The organism is Consotaella aegiceratis (assembly GCF_036541425.1).
GTDB lineage: Bacteria > Pseudomonadota > Alphaproteobacteria > Rhizobiales > Rhizobiaceae > Consotaella > Consotaella aegiceratis.
In genome coordinates this window covers 1-1147 of the sequence record NZ_JAZHFT010000135.1, presented here as the reverse complement: position 1 = coordinate 1147, position 1147 = coordinate 1, and the positions used below count along the sequence as shown (strand labels likewise).

General features: G+C 62.5%; 1 protein-coding gene. It reads left to right on the top strand.

Annotation, left to right across the window (positions count from 1 at the left end):
- Positions 1–187 precede the first annotated feature (187 nt).
- Entirely contained in the window at positions 188–1012 is an 825-nt protein-coding gene (locus tag SMD10_RS25425) for an IS5 family transposase (protein WP_331688503.1), read from the top strand.
- Positions 1013–1147: the final 135 nt, after the last annotated feature.

The following is a 1147-nucleotide window of genomic DNA, read 5'->3' as shown; positions in this document are numbered from 1 at the left end:
GACCGCCGCCGTCAGCGCAATCGTCAGAACCTCCAGAAGATCGTGGCGCTTGGCATTACCCGTGCGCGGATCCGGAACCTCGGCAAAGCTCGCCGTGAACCAGGACATCGGCCTTCTCCTCTCAGAGGCTGTTTTGAAAATCGCAGGGGGGCTTTCGCTGTGGGTCGGCTTATGATTCAAGCTGTGGATGTGGACAGAGCAAAGCCGTGGGCGAATGGCAAGGATCGCCAAGAAAACCAAGCGCTACCCGTCTGATTTGACGGACGAAGAGTGGGATCAGATCGCGCCGCTGATGCCGGCGCCCGGCCGTCGCGGACGCCCTCGCGAGGTCGATTTTCGCGAGGTGATCAACGCGGTGCGCTATCTTGTGCGCTCCGGTTGCGGCTGGCGGATGCTGCCGATCCATTTCGGCCCCTGGCAGGCGGTCTACGGCTGGTTCCGCGAACTGGCGCGACGGTTTCTGTTCCAGACCATCCACGATGTGGCGCTGATGGCGGACCGCGAGCGGGCCGGGCGTGAGGCGAGCCCGTCGGCGGCGGTGATCGACAGCCAGTCCGTCAAGGCGCCGCATGCCGAAACAAGGGGGTACGACGCGGGCAAGAAGATCGTCGGGCGCAAGCGCTACATCGCCGTCGACACCGATGGACGACTGCTGATGGTCAATCTGACCACCGCCGACATCTCCGACAGCGCCGGGGCGCAGATGATCCTGGATGCCATCCGCAAGCGCTGGCCGTGGGTGAAGCATCTGTTCGCCGACGGCGCCTACGACCGCCTCAAGCTGATGGACAAGGCCGCCTATCTCGACTTCGTTGTCGAAATCATCCGCCGATCCGACGACCAGAAGGGTTTCGAAATCCTGCCGCGGCGCTGGGTGGTGGAGCGTACCTTCGGCTGGATGATCCGCTGGCGTCGCCTCGTGCGCGACTATGAAAAGCGCATCGACGTCTCACAAGCCATGATCCTCGTCGCCATGGGCGGAAACCTCATCCGCAGAAACGCACATCCATGAATTTCAAAACAGATGGGGTGATTGGGGTCTGCGCCGCAGGGTGGCTGCTCCCTTCAGGATGTTGGAACGTGGTCCGTGTTGATCGGCCACAGGCATCGAGAGGAAGCAGCCATGAAGCACTATGCCGGACGTGGA